The following is a 14,755-nucleotide window of genomic DNA, read 5'->3' on the forward strand; positions in this document are numbered from 1 at the left end:
CGCAAACGGTGAGGGGCGGGACCCATAGGGCCCGCCCCTCACCTATCGCCTAGGAGAACGCTCAGCTCTCCAGGCCGCGCTGGGCACGCACTTGTCGAGTAGCAGAGACAAGGTTGTCCAGCGACGCCTTTGTTTCCTCGTAGCCGCGGGTCTTGAGGCCGCAGTCGGGGTTGACCCACAGGCGCGAGACCGGAACGGCGTCGGCGGCCAGGCCGATGAGCTCGGCGAGCTCCTCGGTGCTGGGGACGCGGGGGGCGTGGATGTCCCACACGCCGGGGCCGATGCCGTGGTCAAAGCCGGCCTCGGCGAGCTCGGGGACGACCTCCATCTTGGAGCGGGCCGCCTCGATGGATGTCACGTCGGCATCCAGGCCCTTGATGGCGTCGATGATCTGGCCGAACTCGGAGTAGCACAGGTGCGTGTGGATCTGGGTGTCCGGGCGCACCGAGGAGGTGGCCAGTCGGAAGGATCCCACGGACCAATTCAGGTAGTCGGCGTGGCGGTCGGCGTCCAGGGGCAGGAGCTCACGCAGGGCCGGCTCGTCAACCTGGATCGCGGCGATGCCGGCGGCCTCGAGATCGGAGACCTCGTCGCGCAGGGCCAGGCCGATCTGGTCGGCGATTTCACCGAGCGGCAGGTCGTTGCGCGGGAAGGACCACGCAATGATCGTGACGGGGCCGGTGAGCATGCCCTTGACGGGCTTGTCGGTGAGCGACTGGGCGTAGCTGGTCCAGCCCACGGTCATGGGCGCGGGGCGCGAGACGTCGCCCCACAGGACGGAGGGACGCGTGCAGCGCGAGCCGTAGGACTGCACCCAGCCGTTGCGCGTGGCAGCGAAGCCGTCGAGCAGCTCGGCGAAGTACTGAACCATGTCGTTACGCTCGGCCTCGCCGTGGACGAGCATGTCGAGTCCCAGCTCCTCCTGGAGGGTGATGACCGAGGCGATCTCCTCGCGCATGCGGGCCTCGTAGTCCGCGTCGGACAGTTCGCCGCGCGCGTTGGCGGCGCGGGCCTTGCGGATCTCGGTGGTCTGCGGGAACGAGCCGATGGTCGTCGTGGGCAGCGGGGGCAGGTGGAGACGCTCGGTCTGGGCGGCCTCGCGCTCGAGGTAGGGCTCGCGGGCGCGGTCGGCGTCGGTCAGGGCGGCGGTGCGACTGCGGACCTCGGGGCGCACGACGCCGGGGGCGGCGGCGCGCTGTTCGAGCACCCGGGTGGCCTCGGCGACCTCGGCGTCGATGGCTTCCCAGCCCTCATCCACGCCGCGGGCGAGGGTGACGACCTCGAGAACCTTCTGGTCGGCGAAGGCGAGCCAGGCGTGCAGGTTCTCGTTGAGGGTCGCGTCGTCCCAGGTCTCCAGGGCGGTGTCGTGAGGCACGTGCTGGAGGGAGTTGGAGGTGGCGACGGTGACGCGGGCGGCACCCAGGGCCTGAGCAGCCTTCAGGGTGTCGCGCAACTGGGCCAGGTCGGCGCGCCAGATGTAGCGGCCGTCGACCGCGCCGACGACGAGGGTGACGCCGGACAGGTCGGCGCCCTCGGGCAGCGAGCCACGCAGCGTGTCGACGTGGAGGGCCTCGACGCCCGTCTTGGCAAGGGCGGGAACCGCGTGGGAGGCGTCGCCGTAGGGCGTGGTGAGCAGGATCTGGGGACGGTTCTGAGAGGCGGCCAGGCGCTCGTAGACGCGGGCGGCCAGCTCGCCCAGCTCGACGCGGGTGCGCGACAGGTTGTCGGAAGTGAGGGCCGGCTCGTCGAGCTGGACCCACGGGGCTCCGGCGGCGTGCAGGGAGGCCAGCGCCTCCTCGTACGCGGCCACGGCCTCGTCGATGCGGGTGAGCGGGTCGAAGTCGGGGGTGGCCGGGTCGGCCTTGGCTAGGGCCAGGTAGGTGACGGGGCCGACCAGAACCGGGCGGGTCACGTAGCCCCACTCGCGGGCGTCGGTGAAGCGGCGGGTGATCGTGTCGTCGGCGAAGCGCAGGGGCGTGTCGGGGCCGATCTCGGGAACGAGGTAGTGGTAGTTCGTGTCGAACCACTTCGTCATCTCTTCGGGGCCGACCTTGTCGTCACCGCGGGCGAGCGCGAAGTAGAGGTCGAGGCCCTCGCGGCCGGCGAAGCGCGGCGGGATGGCACCCAGGAGGATCGTGGCGTCCAGGACGTGGTCGTACAGGGAGGGCGCGTCGGCCAGGGACGCGTCGGAGGGGTTCAGGCCAAGCTCGACGAGGCGCGCGAGGTTCTCCTTGCGCAGATCGTTGGCGGCCTGGATCAGCTCGGCCTCGGTGATGCGGCCGGCCCAGCGGGCCTCGAGGGCGCGCTTGAGCTCGCGGCCACGGCCGATGCGCGGATAGGCCAGGATCGTGGCGGTGGGGAACTGCGTGGTCGCAGCGGACATGGTTTTCTCCTTGGGTGTGCTACTCGTTCGGCGTGCGCGGGGAGACCCCGCACCCTGCCGCAGGGTGGATGGTGGCGCCCTCAGGCGCGGGTTTCGGGGGACGAGGCCTGGGACCGCAGCGGGTCGGGCTTCACTCCCATGAGGGCCAGGATGTCCAAGACGGGCTTGGAGCGGTTGAAGGTGTAGAGGTGGACGCCGGGTGCGCCCGCCTCCAGGACGGAGTGGATGAGGCGCGAGCCGAAGACTGCGCCGAACTCGTCGCGCGCGTCCTGGTGGGGATAGTCGGCGAGCGTCGTCAGCAGGTATTCGGGGACCTCAATACCGGTGAGGTCTTGGACGCGGCGCAGACGGGCCGGGTCGGTGGCCGGCAGCAGGCCGGGCACGATCGGGATGGTGACGCCGGCGCGGCGGGCGCGTTCGACGAAGGAGGCGTAGACCTCGGCGTCCCAGAAGAGCTGCGTAATCGCGAAGGAGGCGCCTGCGGCCTGCTTGACGAGGAGGCGCTCGACTTCCTGAGCGGGCGTGGTTCCGGCTGCAGGGTTGCCTGCAGGGAACGCGGCGACGGCGATCGTCAGAGGCTTGAAGGCGGAGCGCAGCGCCTCACCCGGATGGGCGTCGCAGCGGCGCTTTTCGACGGTGCGGATCAGGTGAATGAGCTCAGTGGCGCTGCCGACGCCGCCCGGGCCGGGCTCCCAACCTTCCTGTCCCACCGGCGGGTCTCCGCGCAGCGCCAGGAAGGTGCGCACGCCAGAGTCCAGGTAGTCGTAGACAGTGGAGACGACCTCTTCGGTCGAGTTACCCACGCAGGTCAGGTGCGCGATCGGCTGGATCGGGGTGTCACGCACGAGGCGACGGACCGTCGCGCGGGCGTTGGAGCGATCCTTTCCGCCGGCGCCATATGTGACGGACATGAAGTCGGGACGCACGCGCAGCAGCTGGTCGACAGTGTTCCAGAAGGGTTCTTCCAGGGAGGGCTTGCGCGGGGGCATGACCTCGAAGGACAGGAGCGTGGGCTCGTGGTCGTGGGTGCAGGGACAGGCGTAGGCGTCGTCTGAGAAGGGCACGGTGTAACTCTCGGGTGGCGGCTGGCTTCCACGTGAGTGCGCGTTGGCGCGGGGGTGTGGCGGTGGAGCGCGAGCCTAAGGATTGGCGGACGTCGGCGTCAGCTGCACATTCGGGCACGAATAGACCCGCACATGCGACGGGTGGTGTTCGTTCGTGCGTTCATGACCCCAGTATGTCCGCCTTCGTGCAGGCGACGCAGGAGGGGTCCACGGAACGAGCGTTTGTGACAGCGCCCGTCTCACATCCGTGCCAGAAATGACTGTACCCAGTGCGACGATAGTGCTGCCTCCACGGCACCGCCCCGGGACACCTGCATTCCTGCCGGGGAGTGGTTCCGTTGAGAGGAGGTGACTGGGCAATGGCTAAAGACCATCGCCAGCCCCAACGGCGGCGAGGTTGTGACGGGAAGCAGAAAGCCCAGATCGCTGTAGCAGTGATCACGACACTGCCGCAGCTGATCTGGGCGATCGCATTCCTGCTTAGCACCCTGATGGGGAGCTAAGACCACCCCGGAAACCGGGGAGTCGAACAGCGGCAACTGTTCGGCTCCCCCATTATGCCACGCTACCCCGGTTCGGGAGGCCACATAACGACCGACAACGATGCTTTGTGGGAGCACCCGCATCACAAGCTGGCGCCTCCGACAGGACTCGAACCTGCAACCTCGGGATTAGAAGGCCCTTGCTCTATCCATTGAGCTACGGAGGCGTGGCGCGGTGCGCCGCCTGTAAGACTAGCGGAGGTTAGCGCGCCTTTCCACCAGCGCGCCCCAGCAGGAAGGCGAGCAGCGGGAAGAGCAGCACGGACAACGCGCCAGCGACGACAAGCAGGGAGGCGAGCCACGAGGGCAGGACACCCGTCGAGACGCCCAGTCCGGTGACGGCGACGATGATCGGCAGGCCTGTCGCGCCATACAGACCGATGCGCGTCGCATCCGTCCAGCCGACGCGCTCGATCGATCCGTGGAAGCGTTCCAAAAGAACGATGGGCACGCCGCGCACCACGAGGATCGCGCCGACGAAGGCGACGAGCAGGAAGGGGTAGCCCACGACGGCACTGAGCGAGATATTCATGCCCGAGGTGACGAAGAACAGCGGGATCAGGAAGGAGAAGCCGAGGGTGCGCAGCTCGCCTTCGACCATAGTGAAGTTGCCGGGCGCCAGCGCGCGGACGATGATGCCGGCCGCGAACGCGCCGAGCACCATGTCCAATTCCATGACCGCGGACAGCGCCATGAGGCCGGTGAGGACCAGCATGACGACGCGCATGAGCGTCTTTTGCGAGGTCTGCGCCCCGTGGAGGATCGTCCGCCCGATCGCGGGATGCTTGAGAATGAAGCGCGTCGGGATGGCGACCGCGAGGACCGTGGCCAACGCGAAGAGCAACAGAACGATCGCCGCGGCCCACGGGCTACGCGCGGACAGCAGGAGCGACATAGCGATGATGGGTGCGAGCTCGCCGACGGCGCCGTGGACGAGGACGGCCTTGCCGATCGTCGTCCCCATGACGCCGGCCTCCATAAGGATGGGCAGCAGGGTGCCGAGCGCCGTCGAGGTCAGCGCGATCGCGAGCGCGATGTAGGTGGCGGTGGCGACACCCGTCGTCCCCGACGCGGCGACCGCCGCCCAGGAGACGGCCAGGCCGATACCGAAGCACGCCAGCCACGTGAGCAGCGAACGCCTCCCAGCCCGTCCGTGCACCTCTTCCACGTCGATCTCGGTGCCCGCGATGAGGAAGAGCATGCCCATGCCAACCTCGCGGAACACGGAGATCGGCTCGGTGAGGGATGCGAGCCCCAGAACGTTCGGCCCGATGATGACGCCGAGGATGAGCAGCCAGACGACGTCGGGCACGCGCTTGCGCGTGAGCGAGGACAGCAGGGGCGCGACAGCCGCAGCGGCGGCGATCAGGAAGAGGGAGACGATGGCTCCCTCGGTGCCACTCGTGCTCGACGCGGCGACGAGGCCGTGGCCCACTCCCCCGCTCGCGGCGGGCAGAGACATCGGCAGGCTCATGTGCATTCCTTTTCGGGTACTGGAATTGGGTGCGCGCCGACGACCGTTGGGGTCAAGGGCGCGTATTCAGGAATTGTGGGCATGACAAAGGCCCGGGACGACAAGTCCCGGGCCCGTGCGTGGATGCGAGGTCAGCCCTCGACGTCCAGGAGGCCGTTCTTGTAGGCCTTGGCCAGGCGGCGGGGCACGCGGATCTCACGGCCGGCAACCTTGACGGTGTTCAGCTCGGTAAGATCAGCCTTCCAGGTAGACCGGCGGGTGCGGGTGTTCGCACGGGACATCTTGCGCTTGGGAACTGCCATGTCTTACCGCTCCTCTTCTTTCTCGACGACTATTCTGATCGGTGCGCCACGCGGGCGCACGGCGACAACCCGACAAGACTACCACGGACCAGACTCTGAAGCACATCGCGAGAGCCTACGCGCCTGCGATCCTGGTTACAGACTGAGGCAGGCTCTCTCCCTTAGACTGAGCGCATGTCCGCTCTTCGCACGCTCGCCTCCGGCACGCTCCTCACCCACGAGATTGAGATCAAGCGTTCCCGATTCATTACAACGCTTGCTAGGACGGACACTCCCGAGGAGGCACGCGACCTCATCGACGCGGTGAAAGCCGAGCATCCGCAGGCCCGCCACAACTGCTCCGCATACCTGATCGACCCGCCGGATGCCGCACCTTTGCAGCATTCGTCGGACGACGGCGAGCCCTCGGGCACGGCCGGGACCCCGATGCTGGAGGCCCTCCGCGCCTCCGACACGTGGAACGCGACGGCGGTCGTCACCCGCTACTTCGGCGGAATCCTCCTGGGCGGGGGTGGCCTCGTGCGGGCCTACTCCACCTCAGTCTCCGAGGCCGTCGCCCGCGCCCCCATCGCATACCTCGTCGGGCGCGACGTCCTCGAAACCCAGTTGAACCCCGGGGACGCGGGTCGCATTGAAGCCGAGCTGCGCGCGCGAGGAGCCGCGGTCATCGACACGATCTGGGGCCCGGACGTCACGCTGCGCATTGCCATCGATCCGAGCGACCGAGACTCCATTGACGCATGCCTGGCCCAGGCCTCGTCCGGTGTTGCAAAGTTTCGCTACGTGGAAACACGGCGGATTGAACTAGACGAGGCTCCGCGCGTGGGATGACAATTCAGGGGTACACCTGCTTAGGAAGGACCTCTCATGGCTCGCATCGCCTCCACCGTCGCCGATCTGATCGGTGGCACCCCCCTCGTCCGCATTAACCACGTTGCCGGTGACGGCGTTGACGTGGTTGCCAAGGTCGAGGCCTTCAACCCCGCGTCCTCCGTGAAGGACCGCATCGCCCGCTCGATCATCGACGCGGCTGAGGCCTCGGGCGCCCTGGCCCCCGGCGGCACGATCGTCGAGGCCACCTCCGGTAACACGGGCATCGCCCTGTCGATGGTGGGCGCGGCACGCGGCTACAAGGTCGTCATCGTCATGCCCGCCTCGATGTCCGTCGAGCGCCGTGCGATCGTGCGCGCCTTCGGTGCCGAGCTGGTCCTCACCGACCCGAAGGGCGGCGTCTCCGCGGCCGTTGCCGAGGCCGAGCGCATCGCCTCCGAGCGCCCCGGCGCCATCATCGCCTCCCAGTTCACCAACCCCGCCAACCCTGCTGCCCACGTGGCGCACACCGGCGAGGAGATCTGGGCCGACACCGACGGCCAGGTTGACGTCTTCGTCGCCGGCGTCGGCACGGGTGGCACCATCTCGGGCGTCGCGAAGGTCCTCAAGGAGAAGAACCCGAACGTGCGCATCATCGCCGTTCAGCCCGCCGAGTCTCCCCTGCTGACGGGCGGCACTCCCGGCCCGCACGGCATCCAGGGCCTCATGCCCAACTTCGTGCCCGAGACCTTCGACGCTGGCATCGTGGATGAGGTCATTTCCGTGGAGACCGCCCAGGCGCTCGAGTTCGCTCGCCGCGCGGCCGCCGAGGAGGGCCTGCTCGTGGGCATCTCCTCCGGCGCCGCCCTCGCGGGTACGGCCGCCGTCGCCACCCGCCCCGAGCTGGCCGGCAAGAAGATCGTCACGCTCCTGCCCGACACGGGTGAGCGTTACCTCTCGACCGCGCTGTTCGCGGGCCTCGAGGACTGATCCTTCCCGCTTGACGCGCTAAGGTGGCCCCGGATGGAATATTCGGGGCCACCTGTGCGTTCCCATCTGAGTCGACCATCCAGGAGGAACTCGTGAAGCTCACCGTACGCGCCCTGTCGAAGACCCTGTCGCGCGCCCTGCCTACCAAGGCGCTCGGGCTCTTCCGCGAGGACCTCGTGACGGCGCAGCGCCGCGACCCCGCGGCTACCTCCGCCCTGGAGATCGCACTGACGTACCCGGGCGTACACGCCCTGTGGACGCACCGAGTGTCCCACGCCCTGTGGTCTCACGGCGCACGCACCCCCGCGCGCGTTCTGTCCTCCATGGCCCGCGCGGTCACCGGCGTGGACATTCACCCCGAGGCCACCATTGGCCGCCGCGTCTTCATCGACCACGCAACGGGCGTCGTCATCGGCCAGACGGCCGAGGTCGGCAACGACGTCGTCATCTTCCACGGCGTCACCCTCGGCGGCGTCGCCATGACTCCCGGCAAGCGCCACCCCACCGTCGGCGACCACGTCATGATTGGCGCGGGCGCGAAGGTCCTAGGCCCCATCACCGTGGGCACGGGTGTCAAGATCGGCGCGAACGCCGTCGTCGTCAAGGACGTGCCCTGCGGCAACGTGGCAATCGGCGTGCCCGCGCGCCTGCTCCCCAAGCCCGAAAAGGACACGCGCGACCGCGACCTCATCGTCGATCCCAACTACTTCTTCGAGGAGCCGGCCCTCTACATCTGAGGGGCATTCGCCCTCATCAGATGCGGTCTGTGAGAATCCGTTCAAGACCCGTGACAAAGTGAGCATCCTCACCTATAGTTGGTTTATGGAAGCTCAAACTCTACATGCCCCCCTGGACGCGTTGTCAGCGGCGAATCGGCCTCAGGGTATTGAGATCGCCACGCTCACAACATTCGACATCCCCGCGCTCGCGGTACTCACCCTCGAGGCGTACGACGACGACGTCACGCCTGAGGCGCTCTTGGAAACCTCCGAAGAACTACGCCTGACGTTTGAGGGCGCTTTCGGGGCGACCACCGAAGACTCGTTCATCGGCGCGTGGGACGGTGGCACGCTCGTCGGAGCGATCCTCGTCGTCCGCGAATCCCCGTGGGATGATGCGCCGGACGGCCCCTTCGTGGTGGACCTGATCGTCGCCCCCGACTACCGCAGGCGCGGCATCGCGACAGCCCTCGTCTCCGAGGTCGCCGCGCGCTGCTCACAGTGGGGATTCGACACCCTCGCCCTGCGCCTGGATACGCGCCACGGCGGAGCCCGCGAACTCTACTCGGTCCTCGGATTCGAAGAGATTGCCTGACAAAGGTCGAGGAGTGCGAGCCTTGCGGCCCGCACTCCCCTGACGGTTCTTCGCGCGCTCAGCGCTGGCAGGACGGACACCAGAACAGGCGTCGGTTCTGCATGAGCGCCTCACGGATCGGCGTCGAGCAGCGCAGGCACGGGCGGTCCGTGCGGTGGTACACGTACCAGCGCGATGCCTCCTCGTCACCCTCAATCGGCGGGTTGGGGGCCTCCTCCGGGTCCATCGTGTCCAGGCGACCTGCGGCCAGGCCGCGGTTCATGAGGTCGCAGATCAGGACCCACAGCTCGCGCAGGCGCTTGATGGAGATATTGGCCCCCTTGCGGTGTGGCGAGATGCCCGCGAGGAACAGGGCGTCGGCACGGTAGATGTTGCCCACGCCCGCGATAATCGACTGATCCATGACGATCTCGCCAATCGCGCGCTTCTTGGAGTGAGCGACCTGGGCAAAACGCTCCATGGCCTCGGCGTCGGAGCGGGCCCCGGCGTCCAGAGGATCCGGCCCCAGCTTCGACTCTGCCTTGATGCGCTCCTCATCCGTGATGAGGTCACAGCGGTTGGGACCCACCAGGTCAGCGACCGCATGGTCGTTGAACAGGCGCAGGCGCACGGCACCGACCGGCTCCGGCGGCTCCCACTCCCCCGCCTTGGCCTCGCCAAAGCCCTCGCCCCAGCGGGTCTCGGAGTGGCCGTTCCACTCCCCCTTCGGAACGTTGGGGATGCGGTGAGCGACGCCATGCCCCTCGTCGACGATGGTCTCGTCACCGTTGAAGCGCCACCAGCCGTACAGGCCCAGGTGGATGTGCACCCACCGGTCCGGCCAGGGAGCGTCCTCGCCGAGGATCGGCTCCCCGCTGCCGGCCGCGGCGCCCTCCAGGAGGGCCACCCCGGCCTCATACGTCTCACCGTCGATGGGCGGGACGAAACCGATGAACATGTGTTTGCCGTGCACGCGCACCCGCTGCATGACCCACCCGTCGAGGAGGGCTGCGGAGGACGCGAAGCGCCCCTGCGGGGACGAGGCCGAGACGATACCCCCGACGAAAAGCTCGTCGAGGGTACCGGCTAGGCGACGGACTGCATCGCCTTCAGGCATGCGACCTCACTTCTTGACGACGACGTTGACCAGCTTCGGCGCGCGGGCGATCACCTTGAGGGGATCTGCCCCGCCGAGGGCCTTGACGATCGGGGCCTCGGCCAGGGCGGCCGCGATGAGGTCTTCCTCGGAGATGGAGGGAGCGACCTCGATGCGGGCCTTGACCTTGCCGTTGACCTGGATGACGGCCGTGACCGTGTCTTCCTCCAGCAGCGAGGAATCCTCGACGACCGGGAAGGGCTCGCGGGCCAGGGAGGCCTCGTGGCCCAGGCGGCTCCACAGCTCCTCGCACAGGTGCGGGGCGACCGGGGCGAGCATGAGGATCAGAGGCTCGATGGCGTCGCGCGGAACGGCGTCCAGACTGGTCAGGTGGTTGTTGAGGACGATGAGCTTGGAGATCGCGGTGTTGATGCGCAGGTTCTCGTACTCTTCGGTCACCTCGGCGATCGTACGGGCCACGAGGCGACGCGTCTTGTCGTCCGCAGGCTCGTCGGTGACCGTGAGCTCGCCCGTCTCCTCATCGACCGCGTTACGCCACAGGCGCTGCAGGAATCGCTGGGAGCCGACGACGGCGCGGGTCTCCCACGGGCGCGATAGGTCGAGGGGGCCCATGCTCATCTCGTACACGCGGAAGACGTCGGCGCCGTAGGCGTCGTACATCTCGTCGGGCGTGACGATGTTCTTCAGGGACTTACCCATCTTGCCGTACTCGCGGTTGACGGGCTCGCCCTTGTAGGTGAAGCCGGTCGTCTCGTCGCCCTCGACCTCATCGGCGGGCACGTACTGGCCGCGCGCGTCGGTGTAGGCGTAGGCCTGCACGTAGCCCTGGTTGAAGAGCGTGTGGAAGGGCTCGGATCCCGGCACGTGACCCAGGTCGAAGAGGACCTTCTGCCAGAAGCGGGCGTAGAGCAGGTGCAGGACCGCGTGCTCGACGCCGCCGACGTACATGTCGGTACCGCCGCTGACCTTCCCCTCGCGCGGACCCATCCAGTAGGCCAGGTTCTCCTCGCCGGAGAAACGCTTCGCGTTCGTCGGGTCGGTGTAGCGCATCTCGTACCAGCACGAGCCCGCCCACTGGGGCATCGTGTTGGTCTCGCGGCGGTAGGTCTTGGGGCCATCGCCCAGGTCGAGGGTGACGTTCACCCAGTCCTCGGCGCGGCCCAGCGGGGCCTCGGGCGAGGAATCGGCGTCGTCCGCGTCGAAGGTGCGCGGGCTGTAGTCGCTGACCTCGGGCAGCTCAACGGGGAGCATGTCCTCGGGCAGGGCGTGCGCGACGCCGTCCTCGTCCCACACGATCGGGAAGGGCTCGCCCCAGTAGCGCTGGCGGCTGAAGAGCCAGTCGCGCAGGCGGTAGGTGACGGTGCCGTGGCCCAGGCCCTTGGCGACCAGCCACTCGATCATGGCGGCCTTGGCCTCATCCTTAGCCAGGCCATTCAGGTCGATCTCGTCGTTCGCGGAGTCAACGGCCACGCCATCGCCCGTGTACGCGCCGGCCTCGAGGTCGGGGCCGTAGGGGTCGTCGGCCGGGCCAATCGTGCGCACGATGTCGAGGTCGTAAGCGCGGGCGAACGCCCAGTCGCGGTCGTCGTGCGCGGGAACGGCCATGATGGCGCCGGTGCCGTAGCCCCACAGAACGTAGTCGGCAACGAAGATCGGAACCGGGCGGCCGTTGACCGGATCGATGCCGAACAGGCCGGTAAACACGCCGGTCTTGGTGCGTTCTTCGTCAGCACGCTCCGCCTCGGACTTCGCGGCGGCCTGGGCGCGGTACGCGCTCACGGCCTCCTTCGGAGAGGCGGCGCCCCCCGTCCACGCGTCCTTCGTGCCCTCAGGCCAGGAGGCGGGCAGGGTGAGGGCGGCCTCATCGTCGGCGTCGCCGCCGACGGTTCCGCCGAGGATCGGGTGCTCGGGGGCCACGACCATGAAGGTCGCGCCGAACAGCGTGTCGGGGCGCGTCGTGTAAACGTCCAGGGAGTCGAGGGAAGCGCCAGCCTCGCGCGCGCCGGGCACGTCGAAGCGGACGGTCGCGCCCTCGGAGCGGCCGATCCAGTTGCGCTGCATCGTGCGCACCTTTTCGGGCCAGTTGATCGTGTCGAGGTCGTCGGTCAGGCGCTTACCGTATGCGGTGATACGCATCATCCACTGACGCAGATTGCGCTTAAAAACCGGGTAGTTGCCGCGCTCGGAGCGGCCGTCGGCGGTGACCTCTTCGTTGGCCAGGACCGTTCCCAGACCGGGGCACCAGTTGACGGGGGCCTCGGAGACATAGGCGAGGCGGAAGGAGTCGACGACCTTCGCCTGGGCGGCTCGGTCCAGGGAGTTGTAGTCGGAGCCATCCTCGGGGCGAATCTCGCCGGACTCGAGCTTGGCGATCAGCTCAGTGATCGGGCGGGCCGCACCCTGGGAGCCGTCGGGAGCCGTCGCCTCGGGATCGAACCACGAGTTGAAGACCTGCAGGAAGATCCACTGCGTCCAGTGCACGTACTCGATGTCGGTCGTGGCGAAGGAGCGGCGCGAGTCGTGGGACAGTCCCATGCGGCGCAGCTGGCGGCGCATGTTCGCGATGTTCTGGTTCGTGGTGATGGCCGGGTGCTGGCCGGTCTGGACGGCGTACTGCTCGGCGGGCAGGCCGAAGGCGTCGTAGCCCATCGTGTACAGGACGTTGTCGCCCTTCATGCGGCGGTAGCGCGCCAGCGTATCGGTCGCGATGTAGCCCAGCGGGTGCCCCACGTGCAGGCCCTTACCCGAGGGGTAGGGGAACATGTCGAGAATGAAGAAGGGGTTGTGGGAGGCCAGCGGGCCAGCCAGGTCGCCCGTGGGGTTGTCCGCGTAGAACGTGCCCAGCTCCTCCCAGCGGTCCTGCCACTTCGTCTCGATCTGACCTGCGAGCTCAGCGGTGTAGCGCTGGGCCGGGGCACTCTGCGGATTTTCGCTCATCTGTGCGTTCCTCGCTTAACGATGGGTCGCGTAACAATACTCCCCACCAGGGTAGTTCACGCCCGCCAACCCCGCCGGATGCGCTCACCTACCGAAGCAGGCGCGAATGGGTGACAATAGTCGCATGAGCACCGTCTTTGAAAACATCATCTCCGGCGCCTGGTCCGGTCGCTTCGTGTGGGCCGACGACCTGTGCGTCGCCTTCGCAACGATCGAGCCCACCTCGCCCGGACACGTCCTCGTCGTCCCTCGCACCCCCTACGAGGCGTGGACCGACGCCCCCTCCGACGTGGCAGCGCACCTCATGAAGGTCGCACGCGCGATCGGCCTCGCCCAAAAGTCGGCTTTCGGCGTGGCTCGAGCGGGCCTCGTCATTGCGGGCTTCGAGGTCCCCCACACCCACCTGCACGTGATTCCCCTGCGCGACGAGTCCGACGTGCTGCTCTCGAACGCTGCCCCTGCCAGCGACGAAGATCTCGATAGCGCGATCACGACTCTGCGCGAGGCTCTTCTGGCTGCCGGTCACGCCGCGCACGTTCCGCCGTCGATGACCTCCGCAGCGCTCGTCTAAGGCCCACGCCCCACCTGTGCGCCCACCGACGGGCGCTCCCAGCCCGCCCGGCCTCTTTGGTCAGGCGGGCTGGATCGTTTCCGGGCCTCGTCGATGGGAGTCGGCTCGCGTTGGGGCAGCTCAGTCCCGGACGACGATGCCCGAGGCCTGGGCGGGGTCGAGGAGAAGCATCTGCCCATCGTCGAGGAGGACCGTCACTCCTGCGGAGTCCGATGCGACGACGGTGATATGGGCATCGGGCACGAGACCCGCCTCCTCCCAGGCGCGCAGCGCATCGGGGTCCCGGTCTGGCAGCCGCTCGACGACTCCCCCTGCGGTGATGTCGAGAGCGTCGAGCGGGCTTCCTGCAACGTCATCGCTGGTTCCGTCGGCGCGCGGAATCGGATCCCCGTGCGGGTCGCGACTCGGGTAGCCAAGCACGCGGTCAAGCCGGTCGAGAAGACGATCGGAGACTGCGTGTTCCAGGATCTCGGCCTCTTCGTGGACCTCATCCCAGGAAAAGCCAAGGGCCTCGTGCAGGTAGGTTTCGAGCAGACGGTGGCGGCGTACCATGCCCAAAGCGACGGCGCGCCCCTGCGGGGTTAGTCGCACACGGCCGTAGCGCTCATGGGTCACGAGGCCCTGGCGAGCCAGGCGCTGGATGTTTTCAGTCGCGGTCGAGGGGACGACTCCCATGTGCTCGGAGACATCCTTAGGTTTGACGCCGTCGCGGCCAGCTTCCTCGGCGCTCCACACGAGCTTGAGGATGTCCTCCACGACAGCGGAATAGGTGCTCGACGCGTCCGACATGGCGTTCCCCTTTCGTCTGAAGCCCCATTGTAGGTGCACGTGTGAGTCACGTCCGGTGAGCGTGCGACATAGGCCACGACAGCCCTCATTGACTTGCGCGGGGCGAATCGCGCCTGTATATTTATCTTTCGGTTGCAAAACCCCCGCGTCATTAGCTCAATTGGCAGAGCAGCTGACTCTTAATCAGCGGGTTGAGGGTTCAAGTCCCCCATGACGCACAGCTTTCCTGGCTCCGGCTAGTGAAAGTACCCCGCGTCATTAGCTCAATTGGCAGAGCAGCTGACTCTTAATCAGCGGGTTGAGGGTTCAAGTCCCCCATGACGCACAAACAACCGGCGGCCTTCGGGTCGCCGGTTTTTCATATCTGCACGCCCACTCCCCCGTTTGTTTTCCGGTGCCGGCCGCAGCCCGCCAGATTCCCGGCCACCGCCGTAGCCCCGCCAGATCTCCGGCTGCCGCGAGGCCTGCCCGCCCGCTCGCCGT

General features: G+C 67.8%; 12 protein-coding genes and 3 tRNA genes. 7 read left to right on the forward strand and 8 right to left on the reverse strand.

Annotated elements, in window-relative coordinates; all coding sequences use genetic code 11:
* Positions 1 to 61: 61 nt before the first annotated feature.
* The 5 genes from metE to rpmF form a co-directional block, all read right to left on the reverse strand.
* Positions 62 to 2,383, reverse strand: a complete 2,322-nt coding sequence (metE, locus tag HMPREF1137_RS02620; RefSeq protein ID WP_007588629.1) for a 5-methyltetrahydropteroyltriglutamate--homocysteine S-methyltransferase — start codon at positions 2,381 to 2,383, stop codon at positions 62 to 64.
* Positions 2,384 to 2,463: 80 nt separating this feature from the next.
* A complete protein-coding gene (locus HMPREF1137_RS02625) occupies positions 2,464 to 3,447 on the reverse strand; it encodes a methylenetetrahydrofolate reductase (protein WP_007588631.1) in 984 nt (327 codons plus the stop codon).
* Between the two features lie 633 nt (positions 3,448 to 4,080).
* Positions 4,081 to 4,156, reverse strand: a tRNA-Arg gene (locus tag HMPREF1137_RS02630).
* A 35-nt stretch (positions 4,157 to 4,191) separates the two neighbouring features.
* Complete coding sequence (locus tag HMPREF1137_RS02635) at positions 4,192 to 5,463, reverse strand: cation:proton antiporter (protein ID WP_007588617.1); 1,272 nt, start codon at positions 5,461 to 5,463, stop codon at positions 4,192 to 4,194.
* Positions 5,464 to 5,594: 131 nt separating this feature from the next.
* Entirely contained in the window at positions 5,595 to 5,765 is a 171-nt protein-coding gene (rpmF, locus tag HMPREF1137_RS02640) for a 50S ribosomal protein L32 (RefSeq protein WP_003792889.1), read from the reverse strand.
* 174 nt (positions 5,766 to 5,939) lie between these two features.
* Here rpmF and HMPREF1137_RS02645 point away from each other — a divergent pair, with 174 nt between their 5' ends.
* From HMPREF1137_RS02645 to HMPREF1137_RS02660, 4 genes are all read left to right on the forward strand, one after another.
* The gene (locus tag HMPREF1137_RS02645; RefSeq protein WP_007588628.1) at positions 5,940 to 6,596 is read left to right on the forward strand and encodes an IMPACT family protein; all 657 of its coding nucleotides are present in this window, start codon (positions 5,940 to 5,942) and stop codon (positions 6,594 to 6,596) included.
* 36 nt (positions 6,597 to 6,632) lie between these two features.
* Complete coding sequence (gene cysK, locus HMPREF1137_RS02650) at positions 6,633 to 7,565, forward strand: cysteine synthase A (RefSeq protein WP_007588621.1); 933 nt, start codon at positions 6,633 to 6,635, stop codon at positions 7,563 to 7,565.
* A gap of 92 nt (positions 7,566 to 7,657) precedes the next feature.
* On the forward strand, positions 7,658 to 8,302 hold the full coding sequence (gene epsC / locus HMPREF1137_RS02655; RefSeq protein WP_007588620.1) for a serine O-acetyltransferase EpsC: 645 nt from the start codon (positions 7,658 to 7,660) through the stop codon (positions 8,300 to 8,302).
* An 85-nt stretch (positions 8,303 to 8,387) separates the two neighbouring features.
* Positions 8,388 to 8,879: a GNAT family N-acetyltransferase gene (locus HMPREF1137_RS02660; protein ID WP_007588632.1), complete on the forward strand. Its 492-nt coding sequence runs from the start codon at positions 8,388 to 8,390 to the stop codon at positions 8,877 to 8,879.
* A gap of 58 nt (positions 8,880 to 8,937) precedes the next feature.
* Here HMPREF1137_RS02660 and HMPREF1137_RS02665 read toward each other — a convergent pair whose 3' ends face one another.
* On the reverse strand, positions 8,938 to 9,975 hold the full coding sequence (locus HMPREF1137_RS02665) for an Fpg/Nei family DNA glycosylase (protein ID WP_007588619.1): 1,038 nt from the start codon (positions 9,973 to 9,975) through the stop codon (positions 8,938 to 8,940).
* A 6-nt stretch (positions 9,976 to 9,981) separates the two neighbouring features.
* A complete protein-coding gene (locus HMPREF1137_RS02670; protein ID WP_007588616.1) occupies positions 9,982 to 12,912 on the reverse strand; it encodes a leucine--tRNA ligase in 2,931 nt (976 codons plus the stop codon).
* A gap of 124 nt (positions 12,913 to 13,036) precedes the next feature.
* Here HMPREF1137_RS02670 and HMPREF1137_RS02675 point away from each other — a divergent pair, with 124 nt between their 5' ends.
* Complete coding sequence (locus HMPREF1137_RS02675; RefSeq protein WP_034496457.1) at positions 13,037 to 13,483, forward strand: HIT family protein; 447 nt, start codon at positions 13,037 to 13,039, stop codon at positions 13,481 to 13,483.
* Positions 13,484 to 13,603: 120 nt separating this feature from the next.
* Here the strand turns inward: HMPREF1137_RS02675 and HMPREF1137_RS02680 are convergent, their stop codons facing one another.
* Positions 13,604 to 14,272, reverse strand: a complete 669-nt coding sequence (locus tag HMPREF1137_RS02680) for a metal-dependent transcriptional regulator (RefSeq protein ID WP_007588618.1) — start codon at positions 14,270 to 14,272, stop codon at positions 13,604 to 13,606.
* A 145-nt stretch (positions 14,273 to 14,417) separates the two neighbouring features.
* Between HMPREF1137_RS02680 and HMPREF1137_RS02685 the strand changes: the two genes are divergently transcribed.
* Together HMPREF1137_RS02685 and HMPREF1137_RS02690 are read left to right on the forward strand one after the other, a co-directional pair.
* A tRNA-Lys gene (locus HMPREF1137_RS02685) sits at positions 14,418 to 14,490 on the forward strand.
* A 34-nt stretch (positions 14,491 to 14,524) separates the two neighbouring features.
* Positions 14,525 to 14,597: transfer RNA gene (locus tag HMPREF1137_RS02690), tRNA-Lys, on the forward strand.
* The last annotated feature ends 158 nt before the right edge of the window (positions 14,598 to 14,755 follow it).

It is taken from the genome of Actinomyces sp. ICM39 (genome assembly GCF_000282935.1).
GTDB classification, from domain to species: Bacteria; Actinomycetota; Actinomycetes; order Actinomycetales; family Actinomycetaceae; genus Pauljensenia; species Pauljensenia odontolytica_B.

What these genes read in the sequence shown, in the direction of transcription:
- HMPREF1137_RS02675 (WP_034496457.1), top strand. Translation starts at nt 13,037, where the DNA reads ATGAGCACCGTCTTTGAAAACATCATCTCCGGCGCCTGGTCCGGTCGC.
- HMPREF1137_RS02680 (WP_007588618.1), bottom strand. Translation starts at nt 14,272, where the DNA reads ATGTCGGACGCGTCGAGCACCTATTCCGCTGTCGTGGAGGACATCCTC.
- HMPREF1137_RS02670 (WP_007588616.1), bottom strand. Translation starts at nt 12,912, where the DNA reads ATGAGCGAAAATCCGCAGAGTGCCCCGGCCCAGCGCTACACCGCTGAG.
- rpmF (WP_003792889.1), bottom strand. Translation starts at nt 5,765, where the DNA reads ATGGCAGTTCCCAAGCGCAAGATGTCCCGTGCGAACACCCGCACCCGC.
- cysK (WP_007588621.1), top strand. Translation starts at nt 6,633, where the DNA reads ATGGCTCGCATCGCCTCCACCGTCGCCGATCTGATCGGTGGCACCCCC.
- HMPREF1137_RS02635 (WP_007588617.1), bottom strand. Translation starts at nt 5,463, where the DNA reads ATGAGCCTGCCGATGTCTCTGCCCGCCGCGAGCGGGGGAGTGGGCCAC.
- metE (WP_007588629.1), bottom strand. Translation starts at nt 2,383, where the DNA reads ATGTCCGCTGCGACCACGCAGTTCCCCACCGCCACGATCCTGGCCTAT.
- HMPREF1137_RS02665 (WP_007588619.1), bottom strand. Translation starts at nt 9,975, where the DNA reads ATGCCTGAAGGCGATGCAGTCCGTCGCCTAGCCGGTACCCTCGACGAG.
- HMPREF1137_RS02645 (WP_007588628.1), top strand. Translation starts at nt 5,940, where the DNA reads ATGTCCGCTCTTCGCACGCTCGCCTCCGGCACGCTCCTCACCCACGAG.
- HMPREF1137_RS02660 (WP_007588632.1), top strand. Translation starts at nt 8,388, where the DNA reads ATGGAAGCTCAAACTCTACATGCCCCCCTGGACGCGTTGTCAGCGGCG.